General features: G+C 36.1%; 11 protein-coding genes. All 11 read left to right on the forward strand.

Features of this window, described 5'->3' with window-relative positions:
• Positions 1–121: 121 nt before the first annotated feature.
• Entirely contained in the window at positions 122–970 is an 849-nt protein-coding gene (locus BLR17_RS06315) for a DUF4861 family protein (RefSeq protein WP_066326709.1), read from the forward strand.
• A gap of 244 nt (positions 971–1,214) precedes the next feature.
• The gene (locus BLR17_RS06320) at positions 1,215–2,792 is read left to right on the forward strand and encodes a glycoside hydrolase family 28 protein (RefSeq protein WP_066326708.1); all 1,578 of its coding nucleotides are present in this window, start codon (positions 1,215–1,217) and stop codon (positions 2,790–2,792) included.
• An 84-nt stretch (positions 2,793–2,876) separates the two neighbouring features.
• A complete protein-coding gene (locus BLR17_RS06325; RefSeq protein ID WP_066326706.1) occupies positions 2,877–5,171 on the forward strand; it encodes a GH92 family glycosyl hydrolase in 2,295 nt (764 codons plus the stop codon).
• Positions 5,172–5,311: 140 nt separating this feature from the next.
• The gene (locus BLR17_RS06330; RefSeq protein ID WP_245683117.1) at positions 5,312–6,184 is read left to right on the forward strand and encodes a family 43 glycosylhydrolase; all 873 of its coding nucleotides are present in this window, start codon (positions 5,312–5,314) and stop codon (positions 6,182–6,184) included.
• A 27-nt stretch (positions 6,185–6,211) separates the two neighbouring features.
• Positions 6,212–8,446 carry an alpha-N-acetylglucosaminidase gene (locus tag BLR17_RS06335; RefSeq protein ID WP_066326703.1) on the forward strand — a complete coding sequence of 745 codons (2,235 nt, stop codon included), beginning with the start codon at positions 6,212–6,214 and terminating at the stop codon, positions 8,444–8,446.
• 2 nt (positions 8,447–8,448) lie between these two features.
• Positions 8,449–9,594, forward strand: coding sequence for an acyltransferase family protein (locus tag BLR17_RS06340; RefSeq protein ID WP_066326701.1), 1,146 nt, complete (start codon positions 8,449–8,451; stop codon positions 9,592–9,594).
• Between the two features lie 130 nt (positions 9,595–9,724).
• Positions 9,725–11,332, forward strand: coding sequence for a glycoside hydrolase family 43 protein (locus BLR17_RS06345; RefSeq protein ID WP_083189266.1), 1,608 nt, complete (start codon positions 9,725–9,727; stop codon positions 11,330–11,332).
• Positions 11,333–11,419: 87 nt separating this feature from the next.
• Positions 11,420–12,490 carry a phosphatidylinositol-specific phospholipase C1-like protein gene (locus BLR17_RS06350; RefSeq protein ID WP_066326699.1) on the forward strand — a complete coding sequence of 357 codons (1,071 nt, stop codon included), beginning with the start codon at positions 11,420–11,422 and terminating at the stop codon, positions 12,488–12,490.
• A 4-nt stretch (positions 12,491–12,494) separates the two neighbouring features.
• Positions 12,495–15,473, forward strand: a complete 2,979-nt coding sequence (locus BLR17_RS06355; protein ID WP_066327500.1) for a glycosyl hydrolase 115 family protein — start codon at positions 12,495–12,497, stop codon at positions 15,471–15,473.
• 32 nt (positions 15,474–15,505) lie between these two features.
• A complete protein-coding gene (locus BLR17_RS06360) occupies positions 15,506–17,584 on the forward strand; it encodes an alpha-L-fucosidase (protein WP_245683118.1) in 2,079 nt (692 codons plus the stop codon).
• 84 nt (positions 17,585–17,668) lie between these two features.
• The gene (locus tag BLR17_RS06365) at positions 17,669–19,507 is read left to right on the forward strand and encodes a metallophosphoesterase family protein (RefSeq protein ID WP_066326697.1); all 1,839 of its coding nucleotides are present in this window, start codon (positions 17,669–17,671) and stop codon (positions 19,505–19,507) included.
• Positions 19,508–19,511 lie beyond the last annotated feature (4 nt).

A 19,511-nucleotide genomic window follows, 5' to 3' on the forward strand; every position in this document is an offset into this window, starting at 1 on the left:
AATTCGTGTACAACTTTTTTTTAAAAGCGAATATCCTGAATAATAAAGGAATTTTTCGGGCATTGCAGAAAGTTTACTTAATTTTACGAAAATTAAGTTTAATCTATAAATAATTGAAATTATGAAATTATCATTTATGGCTGCTTTGCTGTTTGGCGGAATTTGTTTTGGGCAAAATAATACAGATGCGAGTTTGTATATGAAAGCCGATAAAATAAGTTACCTGACGGATATTGGTTCTGAATCAGGGGATTTATACAGTACAATTGGACATCACGGGCCGGCAGTTGAAAACGAATGGATGGCATTGCGAATCTATTTTAGTGATAAGGTAGCAATTGATGTTTACAATAAAGCTAAGAAAGGCTTAGAGTTGAAAGCAGCACATTGGTATCCAACTCCGGAACAGCAAAAAGAAGGATGGGGAGCCGATTATTATAAAGTAGGAGCAACTGTTGGTTTAGGAGGAGTGCGTCTTTGGGATGGAGAAAAAGTAGTTCCGTTGAATCCGGTGACGAATCGTTTGGCTCATGTTGGTAAAACAGCAACTACTTCTTATATGGAAATGATTTCCAGAGGAGTGCCTTACAAAGGGAAAAAAGTAGATATTAAAGTTCGTGTAACTGTGTTTTCAGGGAAAAGAGAAGCTAAAGTGGAAGCTTTTAGTTTGAATGGAGAAAAAGTACAGTTTGTAACCGGAGTAAATTATTTCAAAGGTTTCGAAACTAAAAAAGGGAAAAATTATATCGCTGTTTGGGGAACGCATCCTGAGGATGTAGCGGCTGAGGTAGTTGGAATTGGAGCAGCAATAAAATACAATCCTAAGGATTATGTGAAAAATACCGATGACGGAACACAGTATTTATTAATTTCTAAACCGGCTAAATATTTAACAACTGAAATTGTTTCAGCTAGTGCCAAAGAAAATGAGATCAATAACTTGGAAAAGTTAGAAGCTTACATGAAATAAGACCTACATAATGGCGCTTATTTTTTGTAAGATTTGAAAAATTAAATCTCAAAAAAGAGTGCACAGATGAAACGAATTATAACGGATTAAGATTTAAAATCAATCCTTTATCTGATCAGTTGCTGTCATCTGTGCACTTTTTTTGTGCCTTTTTTTAAGGGATTATTTTTGTTTAATGTATTGGTTTTTAGTTTTTTAACGAATAAAAGTGTTTGGGTAGTTATAAGATAATAATAAAGATAAAATGTTGAAATTGAAATTACAGCTGTTTTTGGTGCTCATTATTTCAAGCCTTTTTTTATTAGGTTCGAAAAGCTATGCGCAAAATAAAAACAAAGCTTCAAAGGAGTTTTTGATTACCAATTATGGAGCAAAAGCAGATGGAAAAACACTGAATACAATCGCTATTCAAAAGACGATTGATGCTGCTTTTAGTAATAAAGGTGGAATTGTAGTTTTTCCCAAAGGCGAATTTTTATCAGGTAGTATTCAAATGAAAAGCAATGTGAGTGTTCGTCTGGAAGAAGGAGCGGTTTTGTTAGGAAGTACGAATCCGAAGGATTATTACAAAATGGATTTTCCCGGCCGACCTGATTCTCCAAAAAAAGATGATAATTCACAAATGGCTTTGCTTTTAGCGCATAAAGCAACGAATATAAAACTGTTCGGAAAAGGAAAAATAGATGGACAGGGTTTACAATTGGCTTTAAATATAGACAGTTTGCATCATGCCGGAATTGCGGTTGATCCTAATTATACTATTAAAAGAAATCGCCCAAATGAAACGATGCGACCTAAGTTGTTTCGTTTTTCACAATGTGAGAATGTAACCGTGGAAGGTTTAGAAGTGGGTGCGGCATCCTGTTGGGGATTGTCTTTTGAATTGTGTTCGAATTTAATCATAGATAATTTAAAAGTTGTCAATCGTGCGTATTGGAATAATGATGGAATCGACATTACCGATTGTAAAAATGTCAAAATTACCAATTGCAATTTAGATACTGCTGATGATGGAATTTGCTTAAAGTCCTATTATCTTGGATATGCTAATGACGGTATTTATATTGCTAATTGTACGATAAAATCCAGTGCCAGTGCAATAAAATTTGGAACTGCTTCTTATGGCGGATTTAAAAATGTGGTTATCAAAGATATTCAGGTGTTTGATACGTTTCGTTCAGCCATTGCTGTCGAATCAGTTGATGGTGCGGTGATAGAAAATATTTCAGTTTCGAATATCAATGCGGTAAATACAGGAAATGCCATTTTTATTCGAATAGGACAACGAAGTGGAGACAAAGCAGGAAGTATTAAAAATGTAAGTATAAAAGATGTGAAAGTGCAGGTACCTTTTGGGCGTCCGGATAGCAATTATGATATAAGAGGTCCTGAAGTCGATTTTTTCCATAATCCGTTTCCTTCTTCGATTGTAGGCATTCCGGGTTATCAAATAGAAAATGTGAATCTTGAAAATATTACTATTTCGTATCCCGGCAGAGCCACTAAAGGAATGGCTTATGTATCGCTAAATCGATTGGATCAGGTGCCGGAAGTAATTAAAGAATATCCTGAGTTTTCGATGTTTGGCGAATTACCGGCATGGGCATTTTATGTGCGTCACGCTAAAGGAATTAGTTTCAAAAATGTCAAGGTTACTTTGGATGATGCTGATTTCCGACCTGCCTTTGTATTCGATGATGTTCAGAATTTGAGTATGGAAAAAATGGATTTGCCTGAAGCTAAAAACGAACAAGTTGTTTTGAAAAATGTAGCTGAATCCAAAATAGATTTGAAAGAAACGAATATAAAAACGATACCTTAAAAATTGCCTCAAGAATCATCAAAATTAATTCCCCTTCCCTAAAGGGTGTAATTTTGATGATTCTGAGAATTAAAATAGAAAGTTATGAAGAAAAGTAAGAATTCCATTTTTATTTGTTTCGCCCTGTTGTTACAGTGTTTGAGTTTAAGTGCACAAAATCATCGTTTTGTTGATCCAATGATTGGGTCAGAAGGATTGGGAAATGTCTTCGTGGGACCATCATGTCCTTATGGAATGATCAAACCAGGACCAGATAATGATTTAAATGCTAATAGTGGTTTTACCACTGATATGACTAAACCCATTTATGGTTTCAGTCAGGTGCATGTAAGCGGTACCGGAGGTGGAGCTAAATATGGAAATGTTTCTATTATGCCAATTTCGGGCGATTTTGAAACTATTAAACAGGAATCGCTTCGTGAAAACGAAAAGGTAGCCTTAGGATATTATGGTGCTTTATTGAAAAAATGGAACATTCAAACAGAAATCACCACTTCTGACAGAGCCGCTTTTTACAAATTTGTTTTTAATTCGAATGCTAAAAATGCAATTAAGATTGATTTAGGAAGATATCTGGACGAGTCCATTATTCCTGATGGAAGAGAAGCGCAGCAATTTGTGGGTTCTCAGGTAGAAGTGATTTCGGATACTGAAGTTCGTGGTTATACTAAAGTTCGTGGCGGTTGGAACAACGGAGGTACTTATACCGTTTATTTTTCTGCTGTATTCGACCAGCCATTTACCAATTTCTCTACATGGAAAGGCGAAACCTTTTTTCCAAATGAGAAAAATCAGGTGGATAATGGAAAGAAAACGGGAGCAATGTTATTTTTCGAAAGTTTAGCGAATAAAACGGTGAACATGAAAATCGGAATTTCTTTCATTAGTTCATTGAAAGCCAAAGAAAATATTGATAAAGAAATTCCACATTGGGATTTCAAAAAAGAATTGGCCGAAACCCAACAAAAATGGGAGAATTTATTGCAAAGAGTAGAGGTCGAAAAAGAAGCTTCGGTAGAAAAGAAAACTATGTTTTATACAGGTTTGTATCATACGATGTTGATGCCTGTGGATCGTACAGGAGAAAATCCGTTATGGGAAAATGACTCGCCTTATTATGATGATTTCTATGCCATTTGGGATACCTATCGTTCTTCGAGTCCGTTAATTACACTTTTAGATCCTAAACGTGAAATTGATATTGTCAATGCAATGCTGCAAATTTACAAACGCGATGGTTATTTGCCGGAAGCCCGAAGCGGAAATTCGAATGGACGAACTCAAGGTGGTTCTAATGCTGAGGTAGTTATTGCTGATGCTTTTGTAAAAGGATTGGAAGGTATCAATTATAAACTAGGATTGGATGCGATGATGAAAGATGCGATGTTTCCTCCCGGTGGAAATGAAGAAAAAGAAGGTCGTGGCGGATTAGTAGATTACAATAAATTAGGTTATGTTTCTACCGATTATGTGCGTTCCGGAAACCGTACTTTGGAATATTCGTATAATGATTATTGCCTGGCCATTGTAGCAAAAGGTACCAAACGAAAAGGAGAATATTGGCGTTTTATCAAACAATCTGACAATTGGCAAAATTTATGGCGGGATATTGAAGACAATGGTTCCCGTGGTTTTATCATGCCGAAGGATTCGAATAAAAAATGGGTAGACAGCATTCAATGTGCTGCAACCAACGGAAAAATTTCTTATGTGCCTTATTCGCCTTTAGCGCAGGACTGGCCTAATTGTGTTTGCTGGTGGTGTGGTGTTTTTTACGAAGCCAGTTCTTGGGAATATTCGTTATCAGTGCCTCATGATGTGGCCATGTTAATTAAAAAAACAGGCGGAAATGAAGCCTTCAAGAAAAGATTGAATACTCTTTTTGACAAAGAATTTTATAATGTGGCTAATGAGCCTTCGTTTTTGAGTCCAAATTTATACCATTGGATTGGTCGTCCTGATTTGAGTAACGATCGCATTCATCAAATTATTGATAAAAATTACAACAGTAGCCGAAATGGAATTCCAGGAAATGACGATTCAGGGGCGATGTCTTCCTGGTTGGCTTTTCACATGATGGGCTTGTATCCTAATGCCGGACAACCCTATTATTTAATCAATTCACCTTATTTCAAGCAAACGGTGATTCATCAGGAAAACGGAAAAGATTTTACCATCAAAGCCAAGAATCTTTCTGATAAAAACAAATACATCAAATCGGTAACATTGAATGGTAAAGCATTCGAAAATGCCTTTATCGAGCACAGAGATATTGTTGCTGGTGGTGTATTAGAATTTGAAATGGCTGCCACGCCTTCTACAAACTGGGGAACAAAACAAGTTCCGCCTTCTAAATCAGACGAAGTAATTGAAGAATAATTTTATTGAAGATTAATATAATAGAGATGAAGAATTTGAAACGGGGTATTTTTATTTTGTTGACGAGTACGTTTTTGATTTCATGTAAACTTCCTGTCAAAAAGGAAAATTTACAAGCTAAATCAAAAATTACAAACCCAATGATACCGGGATATTTTGCAGATCCCTGTATTGTAAAAGAAGGAGATGCTTTTTTTATTTATGCCACAATTGATCCTTGGGGTGGAGATGAACTGGCGGTATTTTCAACAAAGGATTTTTTGAAATTCGAACGTCATCATTTAAACTGGCCAACCAAAAAAGCATGTACAAGCCCGAATTCTAAAGATTCAATGGTATGGGCGCCTTCTGTAAAAAAAGCAGCTAACGGAAAATATTATATGTATGTTTCTGTTGGGAGTGAAGTTTGGGTTGGTGTGAGTGATGCTCCGTTAGGTCCTTGGAAAAATGCTAAGGAAGATCAGTCGCCTTTGATTTCATCAAAAGATTATCCTTTGGTACATAATATTGATGCTGATTGTTTTATTGACGAAGATGGTCAGGCTTATTTATACTGGGGTTCCGGATTTAATTGGGTAAATGGTACTTGCATGGCGACCAAACTGAATTCAGATATGATTTCTTTTGAGAATAAACCTAAAGCGGTTACACCTAAAGATTATTTTGAAGCTCCATACATGATTAAGCGTTTCGGGAAATACTATTTGATGTATTCTTCAGGCAAAGCTATAGATGCAACTTACAAAGTAGGATATGCTGTTGGTAATTCTCCTTTGGGGCCATTTGAAACAGCCAAAAACAGTCCTATTCTGGAAACTTCTGCTGATAGTATAACTTATGGTCCGGGACATCATTCGGTTTTTAATGAAAAAGGTCAGGATTATATTTTATATCACCGAATTCTTCCACAAAAAGAAAAATATGTGTTGCGTCAAATTTGTATTGACAGCTTAAATTTTGATGCCAATCATAACATACTAAAAATAAAACCAACTGGTATTTCCAGTTTCTGATTCTGTATAATATAATCTTAAAAAAAGATGAAAACCAACCTTAAAATAGCCTTATTATTTATTGTTTTTATTTTTGCAAACGGCGTTTGTCAATCGACAAAACCGGAGTCAGAAATAGCTAATGCTTCTAGCCGGCTTATTGCTCGTATTTTGCCCAATCATGCTTCGCAATTTAGTGTCGAAATGGATTCTTCGAGTAAGAAAGATTGGTTCGAAATTGTTTCTAAAGGCGATAAAATTGTTTTAAGAGGAAATAATGGCGTTTCGATTGCATCGGCTTTGTATTATTATCTCAATCAATATACGAATAGTCAGATTACCTGGAACGGGACAAACTTGAATTTGCCTAAAAAATTACCGGCTGTTCCCAAATTGATTCATAAAAAAACACCTTATGAATACCGCTATTATTTAAACTATTGTACATTCAATTACAGTATGAGTTGGTGGGACTGGAACCGTTGGGAAAAAGAAATTGATTGGATGGCTTTGCACGGAATCAACATGCCACTGGCTATAACAGGAGAAGAATACATTTGGGATGAAGTCTATAAATCATACGGATTTAGTGATGAAGATTTGAATTCGTTTTTTAGCGGACCGGCTTATTTTTCCTGGTTTTGGATGGGGAATTTAGACGGTTGGGGCGGACCATTGTCTAAACATTGGAAAGAAACGCACCGCGATTTGCAATTGAAAATTTTAAAAAGAGAGCGCGAATTAGGGATGAAAACCGTGTTGCCTGCTTTTACAGGTCACGTTCCAGCTTCTTTTAAAAAGTTTTTTCCAAATGCCAAATTAAAGAAAACCAACTGGGGAAATGATTTTGAGGATACTTACATTTTAGATTCGAATGATCCATTGTTTGCTGAAATTGGCAAGAAATTTTTAGAGATGCAATCTAAAATTTATGGAACCGATCATTTGTATTCGGCAGATACTTTTAACGAAAATACGCCACCATCTAATGATCCTGCTTATTTGTTTGAATTGAGTAAGAAAATTTTCGAAGGTATGAAATCAGCCGATAAAGATGCGGTTTGGGTAATGCAAGGTTGGCTTTTTTACAGCCACAGAGAATTTTGGGAAGCACCACAAATCAAAGGAATGCTCGATGCAGTTCCAGATGATCGCATGATTATTCTGGATTTGGCTACCGAAATTGAACCGGTTTGGAAACGAACAGAAGCTTTTTACGGTAAACAATGGATTTGGAATATGCTGCACAATTTTGGTGGAAATATTTCGATGTTTGGTCGAATTGAAACCGTGGCTAATGAACCGGCAAAAGCGTTGGCTGATCCTAAATCAGGAAAATTAAAAGGAATTGGATTGACGATGGAAGCCATCGAACAAAATCCGGTTTTGTATGAGTTAATGACCGATAACACTTGGCGGGATACACCTATTGAATTGAATTCCTGGCTAAAAAAATACACCTTAAATCGCTACGGAAAATCAAATGCAGATATTTCAAAAGCCTGGGATATTTTGGTAAAAACAGTGTATAACGGACAAGTAATTCGCGACGGAGCGGAATCGATTATTGTATCCCGACCTACTTTTGAAGGCTTCCGTCGTTGGGCGAGAACCAAACAAAATTATGCTTCAAAAGATTTATTACCGGCTTGGGATCTTTTTATAAAAGCGGCTCCGGCTTATCCAAAATCGGATGGTTTTCAATACGATTTGGTGGATGTTACACGTCAGGTCTTGGCAAATTATGCGCTGCCTTTGCAACAGCAAATAGCTAAAGCGTATCAAAAAAATGACAAAGTAGCATTCGAAAAATACAGCAAGGAATTTTTGGAATTGATTGACGATATGGATTTGTTATTGGCTACCCGTCATGATTTTCTTTTAGGACCCTGGATTGCCGATGCCAGAAGTTGGGGTGTGGATGAAAAAGAAAAAGCATTGTATGAGCAAAATGCACGTGACTTGATCACACTTTGGGGTGGAGCTGATAATAGATTGCATGAATACAGTAACCGCCAGTGGAGCGGACTGTTTACTGATTTTTATAAACCAAGATGGCAACAATTTTTTGCAGATGTAAAAGCCAATTGGGGGCATTTTAATCAGGATGATTTTGACAAGAAAATAAAACAATGGGAATGGAAATGGGTAACTGCCAGAAAGGATTTTCCGGTAAAAGCGAAAGGAAATCCAAATGTGATTGCCAAAGCATTACATAAAAAATACCGCTCTCGCATTATTCCTGTAACCGGGCAAATGACAACAATTAAATACGATTATTAACTATGAATGCAATTTCTAACCCAAATTCCAATCGTTTTCTTTCACTGGATGTGTTCAGGGGACTAACGATTTGTTTAATGATTGTGGTCAATACACCGGGAACGGGTGCTAATCTTTATCCTTATTTGGTCCATGCTGAATGGTTCGGATTTACGCTGGCCGATTTGGTATTCCCCTCCTTCCTTTTTGCAATGGGAAATGCTATGAGTTTTTCGATGGGAAAAATGAAAGAAATGGCTGCTGATGTATTTTGGAAAAAAGTAATCAAACGCACCATCATCATTTTTCTGTTGGGATTTTTAATGTATTGGTTTCCTTTTGTCAAACAGGGTGTTGATGGCGTTTGGGAATTAAAATCCTTTGCCGAAACCCGTGTAATGGGAGTTTTACAGCGTATAGCCTTGTGTTATTTGTTTGCGGCAGTGATTTTTTATTATTTGTCGGAGAAAGCGGCAATCGTTTTATCAGTGATTTTTCTCTTAGGATATTGGGCGTTATTGTATTTGTTTGGTCAGTCGGGAGCCGAACTGGAAATGGCGACCAACGCGGTAACCCGTTTGGATTTATCCATTTTAGGAAACGGTCATATTTATAAACGCGATATGGTGCCTTTTGACCCGGAAGGGATTTTGAGCACTTTGCCGGCCATTGTCAATGTAATTGCCGGTTTTATTGCCGGAACATTTATCCAGAGAATTGGAAAATCATTTGAAGGAATAGCCAAATTATTGATTGTTGGTTTCCTTTTGATGGCCTTGGCGCGTTGGTGGGATTTGGTTTTCCCTATTTGTAAAAAGCTTTGGACAGGTTCTTTTGTGCTTTATACCGTTGGAATAGACTTATCCATTATGGCCGTTTTAATTTATTTTATCGAATTAAAACAAAAACATTTTGGGGTGGAATTCTCTACCATTTTTGGCAAAAATCCTTTGTTTATTTACCTGTTTTCCGAACTGTTCTTTACGTTTTTACGCCGTCTTACTCATGTAAATGCGGAAATGGATGTTTTTGAATGGTTTAGCGAATGTCTTATTCAAAGAATATTTCCGGGAAGTTTTGGATCCTTTGTTACCGCCATTTTGTTTATGTTGCTTTGTTGGGCCGTAGGTTGGTGGCTCAATAAAAAGCGTATTTACATCAAAATCTAATTATTAAAACACTGAAATTAATCGTAGAGTTGACAATTTATAGACTAGCTTAGTTAGAATAAAAAAACTAAATTCATCATAAAGAAGGTCTGTAAAATTATTTCTGTGTTGATTTTATTTTTAATCCGTTATGAGAAAAATACTTGTAATACTTTTTTGTTTTCCTTTTTTCAGTTTTTATTCATTTGGCCAGATGTATAAGAAATGGGGTGATCAAGGTAATGGAACTTATGTAAATCCTGTTCTTCCTGCTGATTTTAGTGATTTGGATGTAATTCGTGTCGGGAACGATTATTATGCAATCTCTTCTACTATGCAGTTTTCTCCAGGTATGGTTGTTTTACATTCGGTGGATTTAGTGAACTGGGAAATTATCAGTCATGTGGTAGATGATCTCACTAAAATTAGTCCGGAACTCAATTGGGATAAAATGAATCGTTATGGTAGAGGCGTTTGGGCAGGTTCAATTCGTTACTATAAAAATAAGTTCTGGGTTTATTTTGGAACGCCAGACGAGGGTTTCTTTATGAGTTCTGCCACTAATCCGGCTGGTCCATGGGAACCACTCCATCAATTATGGAATGTGTCGGGATGGGATGATTGTTGTTCCTTTTATGATGACGATGGACAGTTTTATTTTATTGCGACCAATTTTGCATTGGATCCCAAAAATAACAAACAATACAACATACATCTATTTAAGATGACAGCCGATGGAAAGCAATTGATAATGGAATCGGATAAAATCATTTATCAGTCAAAAGGAAGTGAGGCGAATAAATTGTATAAAATTAATGGTTACTACTATCATTATTTCAGCGAAGTAAATGAATTGGGGCAACGACACATTATGATGGGGCGTTCTAAAAATATAGATGGGCCTTATGAAATTAAACAAATCAATAAGGTTGATAGACATAAAGACAGAGAACCTAATCAGGGAGGATTAATACAAGTAAATGATACTAGTTGGTGTTTTTTAACGCATCATGGAAGAGGCGATTGGGAAGGAAGACCCGCCAGTCTTTTGCCTGTAACTTGGGTAAATGATTGGCCTATAATTGGGAAAGTGGGTAGTGATGGAATTGGAGAAATGGTTTGGTCAGGAAAAAAGCCAATTTCGAAAAAAACAAAAGCTTTTATTCAAACCAGTGACCAATTTCAATCGGAAAAACTCAATCAGCAATGGGAATGGAATTATCAGCCAAGAAATGATAAATGGTCGCTCACAGCACGTAAAGGATTTTTACGATTACATGCTTTTAAGCCAATAGCATCTGAAAAAAAGGGAAAAATTATTTTAAGAGCAGGAAATACGCTTACACAGCGGAGTATGCGAACCAGTAAAAATGTTGTTACTGTAAAAATCAACATACAAAATATGGAGAATGGTCAATATGCAGGTTTGACTCATTTATCAACAGAAAACAATAGTCTTTTTGGAATAAAACAAGAAGAAGGTATTCGAAAATTAGTTTATACTTTTAACGATGTTGAGACTGTTGGTGAAAGAATTTTAAATCATGACATTTGGTTGCAATCACAATGGGGTATTGATGGTGTGAATACTTATTCTTATAGCCTCGACGGTAAGACATTTATTTCTTTTGGAAATAAATCGCAAATGACATGGGGAAGTTATCGAGGTGACCGCATAGGTATTTTTAATTTTAATACAGATGAGGATAAAGGATACATTGATTGTGATTTTTTTAATTATACCTATTCTAAGAAATAATTTCAGTATAAATGACTTTTGAAGATTGGTTTGATTTAGGAAAAAATAGAATGTTAAGTTTTTAGTTTTAATCTCTTTTTATTGAATATGATTTTGAAAAATAAAACCTTATTGTTGCTTTCGCTGTCATTGTTTTTATTGCTTTCTTTTAAAAAAGAAAAGCTAGTAAAAATGAATGAAATTCAGGTAATAGGCAGCCATAATTCATATAAAATTGCTATCGAAGCCCCGCTGTGGAATTATTTGTTTCAGCGGGATTCGGTACTTGCAAAATCAGTTCAATACGGTCATATTGCTATTGAAAAGCAGTTGGATTTGGGACTTCGCAATTTAGAATACGATGTATTGTTTGATCCTAAAGGAGGTTATTATTCGAATCCGCAAGGCTTGGCAATTGTAAAATCATTAGGGGCAACACCATTAGAATATGACGCAGCAAATAAGCTGGCGCAGCCGGGATTAAAAATGTTTCATATTCAGGATATTGATTTCAGAAGCCATTATTTGCTTTTTAAAGAAGGATTGCAAGCCTTGAAAAAATGGTCGGATAAAAATCCAAATCATACGCCGATTTTTATTTTGATCAATGCTAAAGATGATAATAACAGAAATTTACGTGCGCCTTTGCCTTTTACCAAATCGGCATTAGACAGTATTGATATCGAAATTCGTTCGGTTTTTAACGATTCAAAATTGATTACTCCTGATTTGGTTCGGGGAAATTTTGAAACTTTGGAAGAAGCTGTTTTGAAAAAAGGCTGGCCTGATCTAAAAGCCGTAAAAGGTAGATTTCTTTTTGTTTTGGATGAAAATCAAACTAAAATTAATCGCTATCTTGAAGGACATTCGAGTTTGAAAAACCGAGTGTTGTTTGTAAACAGTAAAGAGGGAAATCCTGAGGCGGCTTTTAGAGTAATCAACGACCCGATTAAAAATTTTGATTATATCAAAGAATTAGTAGCCAAAGGATATATGGTTCGCACCCGTGCCGATGACGGAACAACAGAAGCCAGAGCGAATGATTATACTAAATTTGAAAAAGCAAAAGCTTCGGGAGCACAGGTCATTTCAACCGATTATTATATTCCGTCCACGCTTTTTAAATCATCTTATAAGGTGAGTTTTGATAATAACCGTTTCGAAAGAATTAAAAAATAAAATCATGTTCAAAAATAAGTTTAATAGTGTTATAATAGTTTTTATTGTTCTTTTTGCCAATGCAATAAAGGCACAAAACAATGATTTTACAATTGTTTCGGGAAATCAAAAAGTGGGAATTTTAGTTGAAGAAAAAGAACCAAAAGTGGTTCACATTGCCGCTAAAATTTTGGCTGATGATATTTTTTCGATTACTAATCAGCGATTGAATCCCGATAGCTATCGGGATGCTAAAAACAGTTCAGGAACAGTCATTATGGCCGGGACTATTGGACAAAGCAAATGGATTGATAATTTGGTTTCGAAACAAAAAATTACCATTGCTGATGTAAAAGGAAAATGGGAAACGTATAAAATTCAGCTTGTTGAAAATCCAACAGCAACCATCAAAAAAGCATTGGTAATTGTAGGTTCTGACAGAAGAGCTACGGCTTATGGATTATTAGAGATTTCCAGAATGATAGGAGTTTCTCCATGGGAATGGTGGGCTGATGTTACGCCGGATAAAAAAGACAATCTGGTTTTAAATATTCAAACAAAAACCTTTGGTTCGCCATCAATAAAATACAGAGGGATTTTTCTAAACGATGAAGACTGGGGATTACAGCCTTGGGCTGCCAAAACATTCGAACCGGAAACGGGAGATATCGGACCTAAAACCTATGCGAAAGTTTTTGAATTGCTGTTGCGTTTGAGAGCCAATACCATTTGGCCGGCGATGCACAAAAGCACCAAAGCTTTTTATTCTTTTCCTAAAAACAAAGAAGTTGCTGATGATTATGCCATTGTGGTAGGGACTTCGCACGCCGAGCCGATGTTGAGTAACATTAATGCCGAGTGGAATCACAATACTATGGGGGAATATCGCTATGATACGAATTCGGCAACGATAAAAGATTTTTTCAGAAAAAGAGCAAAGGAAACAGCTCCTTTCGAAAATATTTACACCGTAGGAATGCGTGGCGAGCATGATTCGCCAATGATTGTGGGGGAAGATGATTCGGATTCTCAGGTAAAATTATTGGAGCAGGTAATTACCGACCAAAGAGCGATTTTGAAAAAAGCAACCGGAAAAGAACCCAACAAAATTCCGCAGGCATTTATTCCTTACAAAGAGGTTTTGGATTATTACCAAAAAGGTTTGAAACTGCCGGATGATGTACAGCTGGTTTGGACTGATGATAATTATGGATACATCCGTCAGTTGAGTAATCTAAAAGAGCAAACGCGTTCCGGAGGCGCAGGAATTTATTACCATACTTCCTATTGGGGGCGTCCTCATGATTATTTGTGGCTGAATTCGACAAATCCGGTTTTGATGTGGGAAGAAATGGCAAAAGCTTACGAATTTCAATCTCGTGATTTGTGGATTTTGAATTGTGGGGACATCAAACCTCATGAATACAATATCGAATTATTTCTGGATATGGCCTGGGATATGAGTCCTTTTACTCAAAGTCAAAGCGTAAAAAAACACATGCAAAACTGGGCTTCGAGAGAATTTGGAACACAAAATGCTACTTCGATAACTGATTTATTTTTTGATTATTATCATTTGGCTTTTCAGCGTCGTCCTGAGTTTATGGCCTGGAATCAGGTAGAACCGGAAACTAAATCAGGAGCAACAGCACTGACGCAAATTCATTATGGAGATGAGGTTTCGAAAAGAATTGACGCTTACCAAAAATTAATGGATGCGACTGAAAAAATAAAAACGGCTATTCCGGCGAATCGTCAAAATGCTTTTTATGAATTAGTTGAATATCCGGTTATTGGTGCAGCCAGTTTAAATCACAAATGGTTGTATTCATATAAAAATAAATTTGTTGCCGAACAGGGAAGGGGAAGCGCAGCATTTTTTGCAAAAAAATCAGCAGAAGCTTTTGAGCGAATTCAAAAAGAAACTCATTATTTTAATAATGAATTGGCCGGTGGAAAATGGAAAAATATCATGAGCATGGCACCGCGACACTTGCCTGTTTTTGACCAGACAACATCGACAAATGCGGTTACAGGAACAAAAGCCGAATTGAAACTGGCTCTGGAAAGTTATGAAATGGAAGTCAATCATAAAACTGAGAATTCCTATGCCGATGTGTTGCCGGTTTTTAATGCTTATGTAAAGAATCAGTATTATATTGATGTTTTTATGAAAGGAACCGGAACGGTAAATTGGCAGGCAAAACCGAAGGCGGATTGGATAAAAATTTCGCAACAACAGGGAACTTTAGATAATAATAAAAACAGTCAGCAACGCATTTGGGTAAGTATCGACTGGGATAAAGTGCCGCAAGGAGAAAACAAAAAAGAAGCTCCTCTAGGACACGATTACCAATTGATTCCGCCAAGTTATAAAGTGAATTCGGCAATAGATTTTGTCAGTAAAGACACTTTGATTACGATAGGAGTGACTGCTTTTAATCCTAAATTTTCTGAATTGGAAAACTATAAAGGTTTTATTGAAGACAAAGGATACGTTTCTATCAATGCTGCAAATTATTCGAATAAAAAAGATGGTACAGCTGCCAAATGGGAAGCTTTTGAAGGTGTTGGTTATGCCGGAAAAGTGAGTGTGGCTTTGCCAAGAACTGCTAATTCTGAGTTGGATTTGAAAGCGATTAAAGCCAATAGCCCAGTTATGGAATATGATTTTTACAGTTTTAATTTTGGCAAAGTCAATGTAAAAGTACAGGCGATTCCAACACATGCTTTTTACGAAGGAAAAGGAGTGCGATGTGCTGTAGCCATTGATGATGCCGATCCGGTTATTTTGAATTTTCAAACTTTTGGTCGAAGTGACGAATGGTTGCAAAATGTATTAAAAAATGCGGCTGTAAAATCGGCGGAACAAATTGTCAATAAGGCCGGAAAACACACTTTGAAAGTTTGGATGGTTGATCCGGGAGTAATGATTGATCAAATTTTAATTGATTTGGGAGGATGGAAAAATTCTTATGCTTTTCCACCGGAAACGAAGATGTAAATTTTAAAGTACTAAATAGAATAGTATAATTGATGAAAAATAAGATGTTTTATAGAGTATATATTCTTTTATTTTTGATTTTTTCGACCGGAAATCAGTTAAAAGCACAGCAAGCTTTCGGTCCGGTTCCCAGTGAAAATCAGATGAGATGGCAGGAAATGGAATATTATGCCTTTGTGCATCTTTCTGTGAATACGTATACCGATATGGCCTGGGGATTTGGAAATGAAGACCCCAAAATTTTTAATCCAACAAATTTAGATTGCAGGCAATGGGCCAGAATTGCTAAGGAAGCAGGAATGAAAGGAATCATTCTTACGGCAAAACACCATAGCGGATTTTGTCTTTGGCCATCAAAATACACGGAATATTCGGTTAAAAATTCGCCATGGAAAAATGGCAAAGGAGATATTGTTCGCGAAATGGCTGACGCCTGTAAAGAATATGGTTTGAAATTAGGAATCTATTTGTCTCCTTGGGACAGAAATCATCTCGATTATGGAAAACCGGAATACATCACTTACTTTAGAAATCAATTAAAAGAGCTGTTAACCAATTATGGTGAAATTTTTGAAGTTTGGTTTGATGGCGCTAATGGAGGTGACGGCTATTACGGAGGTGCCAATGAAACCCGTAGAATCAACCGTGAGACTTATTACGACTGGGCCAATACGTATAAATTAGTGCGTGAATTGCAGCCTAAAATTGTCATTTGGAATGATAATGGTGACAGAGCCGATTTGCGTTGGGTAGGAACTGAAGCAGGTTATGTGGGTAAAACCAATTGGAGTTTGCTAAACGCAACAGGAAAAGTTACCGAAAACATGCTAAGTCATGGAGTAGAAGATGGAAACAGCTGGGTTCCCGGAGAGGTGAATACTTCAATAAGACCGGAATGGTTTTATCACAAAAGAGAAGATTCAAAGGTAAAAACGCTACCTGATTTAATGACGATTTATTACAATTCTATAGGACGCAACGGGACTTTGCTGCTTAATTTCCCTATTATGCCTAACGGTTTGATTCATCAAAAGGATGAAAAAGCAGTTTTGGATTTTGCGCAGGAAGTAAAGAAAGTTTTTGCTGTAAATCTAACTGAAAAAGCTACGGCTGAAGCTTCTGGCATTCTTGAAAATAATGCTAATTTTGGTGCAGACAAATCAATTGATAGGGATACTGAAACCTATTGGACTACGGATGATCAGGCAAAATCAGCTTCATTAATTATTTCTTTCGATAAGCCAACGGCGTTTAATCGTTTTCTAGTACAGGAATATATTAAATTAGGTCAAAGAGTGAAATCATTTAAGCTTGAAGCTAATATTAATGGGGAATGGAAGGAGTTGGCAACGGAAACAACTATTGGTTACAAACGAATTCTGTGCTTTCCAACGGTAGAGGCAACAAAGCTTCGTTTTACAATTTTAGATACTAAAAAAGGAGCTTTAATTTCGAATATCGGAATTTATAATGCGCCACAAATTTTAACCGCTCCGCAAATAATTCGCAAGCAATCGGGGGCAGTTGCTATTATTCTTTCTGATGCCGAATCTGAAATTTATTATACTTTAGATGGAAGTACGCCAACTTTTAAATCTAAGAAATATACCAATGAAGTTGCTACATCCGGTTCAAAAGTCGAAGTCAAAGCAATTGCCTATAATCCAATTACAGCGAAAAGCAGTGCTGTTGCTGAAGAGAAATTTGATATTGCCAGAAAGAATTGGAAAATCCTTAGCAGTAATGATGCGAAAGCTTATGAAATAATTGATGGTGATTTCGGATCTGTTTGGTATCAGGATAAAAATACATCAGCAGATGTAGTGATAGATTTGGGTAAAATCGAAAATTTGGTTGGTTTCAGGTATTTGCCGGATCAAAATTTACGTTCAAAAGGAATTGTTACTAAGTATCAATTTTATGTTTCTTTGGATAATAAAAAATGGGAATTAGTTAATGAAGGTGAGTTTTCAAATATCAATAATAATCCTCTGTGGCAGAATAAAATTTTTAAATTAGCCAAAGCACGTTATATAAAATTTACAGCTTTAGAAAATACTAAAGGAGATAATGTAGCCGGTTTTGCGGAAATTGATGTGATGACAAAATAATTTATAAAAGAATTTACTATCTTTTCAAAAGTAAGAGTTGCATTTGGAAATCAAATTTTAAATTTTGAAAAGTCAATTAAATAAATGAAGCTGGATTTTAGAAAATTACTATCGTTATTTCTTGTTGTTTTTACTGTTGTTTCCTGTACATCGGTTAGGAATTTCACGCCTAAAAACGAGCAAATCGCATTCTTATCTGATGTTCATTTGTTGGATATTTATGGCGAATTTTCAGATTCTGATTATAAGGGAATCCTGAATCCTTATGACGGGAAATATACTTTAGCCCGAACCATGAAATCCCAACTGCAATCCACAAGATTTTTTAACGAAAATTATTTTGCTTTTCTTGCCGCTCTGGATGATGTGGTGAAACGAAATATAAAAACAGTCGTTTTGCCCGGAGATTTTAGTGATGACGGTCAGCCAATCAATATTCGAGGATTGAAAAATATTTTGAATGATTATTCTAAAAAATATGGTATTCATTTTATAATTACCACAGGAAATCACGATGTTGCCAAACCCTTTTTGACTGATTCCGGTAAAACAGATTTTTTAGGTATTGGAGGACGAAATCAGGTAATAATGAGCAAAGCAGGAATGTATGTTCCTAAAAAATCGGATGAACTTCCTGCGGTGATTACAAAAGATGTCGGAACAATGGGCTATGCCGAAGTTTTAGATGAACTGGGCGATTTTGGCTTTTTTCCAAAGAAAACTGATTTGTATTGGGAAACGCCTTTTACAAATTATAATTCCGATACTTATAGTTTTGAAAAAGCTTTAGAACAATCTACTCTCGAAAAAAGAACGTATGCGATTCCGCCTTATAATAATCAGATTCCGGATTTGAGTTATTTGACAGAAGCTCAAAAAGACGTTTGGTTTCTGGCTATTGATGGTAATGTATATGTGCCAAAAGAAGCAGCAAAAGCGCATCCTGAAAATCCATCCAATTACAATAGTGCTAATATTGGTTACAATCAGGTTTTGACTCATAAAAAACATTTGATTGCCTGGGTTGCTAAAGTGGTTCAGGAGGCAAAAAAGAGAGGAAAAACGCTAATTGCTTTTAGTCATTATCCCATGGTGGAATTTAATGATGGTGCTTCGCCGATGATGAAAAAGTTGTTTGGAGAAGATAAAATGCAATTGCATCGAGTGCCGAGTGAAGAAGTGGCACGGATTTTTGCAGATGCAGGAGTGCAGCTTCATTTTGCGGGACACATGCACATTAACGACACGGGAATTAGAAAATATAAAAACGGTAAAGGTTTAGTAAATATTCAGATTCCGTCATTGGCGGCTTATATTCCGGGGTATAAAATCCTGACGATTCATAATAAAAACAAGATGCAGATAAGTACCGTGACTATTGATTCGGTGCCGGGGTTTAAAACACTTTTTCCTTTGTACGAACAGGAATACGCTTATTTGAAAAGCATTGGCGATCCTGATATTTGGGATAAAGGTATTTTAGAATCTAAAAATTATCATGAATTCACCAATTTGCACCTGAAGGAATTAGTCAGAACCCGATTTCTTAAAAAGGATTGGCCGGAGGAATTGAAAGATTTTATGCTCAAAGCAACTGTGAAGGATTTGTTTGCTTTCGCCAATGTTTCTCATTTGAATCAGGAAAAATTTAAAAATGAAAATTGGACGGGTTTTGATATGATTTTTGATTTTTACCGCTTGTATTCAGCCGATGAACTGGCGTTAAAGGATATTGGAAAAGACAGAATTCATCAATATAAAATCATTATTGATTCCTGCATAGCACATTATAAACAAAATACAGAGCCAACTACAACCGAAACTTCATTTTATGAGTTTTGTTCCATCTTTAAAAGTTTTCTAAATGGAGCGCCATCAGATAATTTTATCCTAAATTTGAGGAGGAATACCATTACTAATTAATCCT

Origin of the sequence: Flavobacterium glycines (assembly GCF_900100165.1) — a bacterium.
GTDB lineage: Bacteria > Bacteroidota > Bacteroidia > Flavobacteriales > Flavobacteriaceae > Flavobacterium > Flavobacterium glycines.